Annotated in this window: 6 protein-coding genes; 5 read left to right on the top strand and 1 reads right to left on the bottom strand. The window is 57.1% G+C overall.

Features of this window, described 5'->3' with window-relative positions; genetic code table 11:
• The first annotated feature begins 282 nt into the window (after nucleotides 1-282).
• From VL003_RS02995 to VL003_RS02975, 5 genes are all read left to right on the top strand, one after another.
• Nucleotides 283-666 carry a type II toxin-antitoxin system RelE/ParE family toxin gene (locus VL003_RS02995; protein WP_325439429.1) on the top strand — a complete coding sequence of 128 codons (384 nt, stop codon included), beginning with the start codon at nucleotides 283-285 and terminating at the stop codon, nucleotides 664-666.
• Nucleotides 650-952 (top strand): helix-turn-helix domain-containing protein, encoded by a 303-nt coding sequence (locus VL003_RS02990; RefSeq protein WP_325439427.1) that lies wholly within the window; start codon nucleotides 650-652, stop codon nucleotides 950-952. Before VL003_RS02995 ends, VL003_RS02990 begins: the two co-directional genes overlap by 17 nt.
• 43 nt (nucleotides 953-995) lie before the next feature.
• Nucleotides 996-1,298 (top strand): copper-binding protein, encoded by a 303-nt coding sequence (locus VL003_RS02985; protein ID WP_325439425.1) that lies wholly within the window; start codon nucleotides 996-998, stop codon nucleotides 1,296-1,298.
• Between the two features lie 68 nt (nucleotides 1,299-1,366).
• Complete coding sequence (locus VL003_RS02980) at nucleotides 1,367-1,741, top strand: toxin-antitoxin system TumE family protein (RefSeq protein ID WP_325439423.1); 375 nt, start codon at nucleotides 1,367-1,369, stop codon at nucleotides 1,739-1,741.
• Nucleotides 1,738-2,088: an HVO_A0114 family putative DNA-binding protein gene (locus VL003_RS02975; RefSeq protein WP_325439421.1), complete on the top strand. Its 351-nt coding sequence runs from the start codon at nucleotides 1,738-1,740 to the stop codon at nucleotides 2,086-2,088. The genes VL003_RS02980 and VL003_RS02975 overlap by 4 nt, the downstream gene beginning before the upstream one ends.
• An 11-nt stretch (nucleotides 2,089-2,099) precedes the next feature.
• Here VL003_RS02975 and VL003_RS02970 read toward each other — a convergent pair.
• A partial coding sequence (locus VL003_RS02970) for an autotransporter outer membrane beta-barrel domain-containing protein (RefSeq protein ID WP_325439420.1) occupies nucleotides 2,100-3,361 on the bottom strand: 1,262 nt, incomplete at its 5' end.

Raw genomic sequence — 3,361 nt, 5'->3', positions numbered from 1 at the left:
TTTTCGAGGGCCCAGAGGTTTTTGGTGAAGTGGTAAGACTTGGCCAGGTACGTGCTGTAACTACAGATGCCATTTCTCGAATCATAAGCCTCGTAGCGGTTGGATCAACGCGCGCACAGAGACAACGCATCTGGCGCGCCTTGGTCAGTTTTCCGACAAGGACTTAATACTCCCACCACTGGGACACACACAACATCCCGCCTTACCCTGGATCAGGTGCTCACAGCACCTGATCCTCTTGAATACATACCCGTAACGGGTATACTATTAGGGCTTGGCGAGATGGAAGTCTATAAACGAAAGACCTTTTATCAATGGCAACGGAAGCATCAATTATCCGATTCCGCCTTGGCCCAGGCCGCTAAAGAGCTAGAAGATGGCTTAGTGGATGCCGCCTTGGGCGGCTTTCTTTATAAAAAACGCATCGCTCGTACGGGCGGCGGAAAGCGCGCGGGTTATCGTGTGTTCATCTCAGCTTGCCTTGGTCGCCGTCATATCTTTCTATACGGGCTTTCAAAGAACGACAAAAGCAATATCACGCACGAAGAAATGAGCGCCTTGCAGTTTGCAGGGAAGGTATTTTTAAGCCTCGATGCCGAAGCTTTGTTCCACGCATTGAGCGTGGGTGTACTGATAAAGGTAAATAGTAATGAGCAAGCTCATTGAATCACTGCGCACGGAATTGGTGGCTCTGGAACAAACCGGTGCCATCAGCAAAGTCACCATGCGTCAGTTCGATACGCTTTATCCCCGCCCTGTGCGTGAGTTCACAGCCATCGACGTCAAGCAACTTCGCGCCAAACTGAATTTTAGTCAGCCCGTGTTTGCGCACCATCTACATACGACGGCTTCTACGATCCGCAAGTGGGAGCAAGGCGAAACCCGACCCGCAGGGCCGGCGCTAAAGCTACTGAATATTATCGCCGACAAAGGATTGCAGGCCATTCTGTAAGCCGACAGAGTTATCATGAAGACATGCAATTCAGGAGCCAGGCATGTCTTTTCGTATTCGTACTGTTGTACCGGCGGTAATGGCCGGCCTTGTCAGCGTGGCAGCGGTTGTGGCGCCCGCGCAGGCGCAAGAAGCCCAGTCTTCCGGCGAGGTTCGCCGTGTCAACCCCGCCGAAGGCAAAATAACCATCAAGCACGGCGCCATCCCCGAGCTACAACTGCCGGCCATGTCGCTGGTGTATCGGGCAGAATCCACGCTGCTGCAAGGCATTCAGCCCGGCGACAAAATCACCTTCTCAGCAAAGCGAGAAGGTGATCATTACGTGGTGACAAAAATATCCAAATAGGCGCCGCTGGGCAAAATACGGTCGTAAAAATAGGGTTACCCAACAACCCGAACATATCATCTGATGATATGATAAGAACAGATTACGAACCGCTAATCGAAACCCTATTAGATCTTGATGGCTCCATCCTCGTTCAAGAGGGCGGCTATTGGATCAAAATCGAAGCCCAACGGACAACGTGCTCTAAAGCCGTTCCACATGGAATACGTTATTCGCTAACCTTGCACGACCGGTATGGCACTCGAATCCTTGGATATGACAATGCTCATGCCATTAAGCCGCCAAAAAAATTTAAGTATGCGGGCCGTATTCTTTCCTACGATCATAAGCATCGGCATGCTTCTGACAAAGGCATTCCCTATGAGTTTACCGATGCACAACAGCTGATTAATGATTTCTTTGCAGACGTAGATAAAGTGCTGATAAAGAGCATGCAAAAATGAAGACCATCGTTATTGGCATTCTGCCTCAAGACAAAATTCGAGAGCGTGTTCTGGCTATTGCCCGCGGCCAGTACAAGCCTAAGCCCGGTGAACCGAAGGTTTGGTTCAGCTCAATGAAGTCGGTGGCCGAAGTGCTTAGCGATGACAACCGCGCCCTACTAAGAGTCATTACCGAGACCAAGCCAAGCTCGATCTCGGCGCTAGCCCTGTCTACCGGTCGCAAGGCAAGCAACCTTTCGCGCACCCTAAAAACAATGGCCAATTACGGCATTGTCGAACTCAGGCGCGAAAACAAATACGTGCGACCGATTGCCAACGCGACCGAGTTCAGAATCATTGCCGCTTAACGCGGCGCGCGCTAAAAGCTGATTCCGGCCCAGCCGGCCACGCCCTGGTCGCGCGAGCGCGCGGCGAAACGGCCTTGGTAGCCCAGGCCTATGTGGCCGGCCTTGCCCAAATGTGCCTGCATGCCCACTTGCACGGACCACGCCCCGCGGCTGGCGGGCAGGCCGTGCGAGGTGAAGGCAGTTTGGGTGGCGCTGTCGCGGAAAGACTGGGTTGATTCGGCGGCTGTTTTGCTTGCATGATGCCAGGCCGTTTGGGCATAAACCCGCGCTTCGTTCACTCCATTGGCGGGCGCGGCAAAGATGGTTTCGGCCCGCAGTCCCAGCGTCGATAACCAACCGGCAATGGCGGCCGGTCGCACGTTCAACGCCGCCGAGCCCCCAGATTCCGTATAGCCGTTGAAACGGGTACGCACCCATGCCAGTTGGGCAAAAGGCATCAGGGCGAACCGGGCGCCGCTGCCCGTTGTCGAAGTCGAAGTTGGGCTCGGGCTCGCGCTCCGCATCGCGGTTGCGGTTGTGATCGCGGTGGGGCTCACGGCAGGGCCCGAACTGGCGGTCGAGCCCGAAGTCGAACCTGGCGTCACGGTCGAAGTCGGGGTCGGGGCATCGAGCGCGGTTTCATAAAGCGGCCAGGCCACTTCTGCAAAAATTTGCGTGGTTTGCCCTCGGTGGCGAGCTTTTAGCGCGTCGGCCAACACCTGTCGATGCTGGGTGAGCCGGTGCAAGGAATACACGGCACCCAATGCCAGGTTCAGACCGGGCACATGCCCCGCCCAGTACGCGCCGACATGAGCGGTTTCTATTTCGGCATCGGCAGTCGCCTGGCTGCGACGCAGCCGCGAGCGCTGCACGCCCAGCATGGCCCCCACGTGCCAGTAGGTCTTGGCGACCAGGGCGGCGCCCAGCACCAGGCCGTCGATGCGCCGCGTATCGCCGGGCACCGCGTTGAATTCGCCGCGCTGCCCGTTGGAATGAAACAGCTCGACCCAAGGGCGTAACGTGTCATGACCAGTGAACGACGGGCTCGAGGCGGGGCCTGCATGCGGCGCCGCGGCACCCGCCCTGCCCGACGCGACCGTGCCGCTCACAAGGACTGAAGGCACGGCCGTGACCCGCAGGCGCACCGGCCCATGGTCGGGTGAAGCCATGGCCCGGCGCAGCACCGCCTCGCGCACGAAGCGGCTGTCTTCCCAGACGCTGGACAGCACCGAGGCGTTCCAGTTGCCAGACAATTGCCCCAGGGCCCACCCGGCAGAATCTTTGTCCAGGCCGG

The organism is Pusillimonas sp. (assembly GCF_035515275.1).
Taxonomy (GTDB): Bacteria; Pseudomonadota; Gammaproteobacteria; order Burkholderiales; family Burkholderiaceae_B; genus Pusillimonas.
The sequence above is the reverse complement of the archived record's forward strand: the minus strand, read 5'-3'. Positions and strand labels throughout refer to the sequence as shown.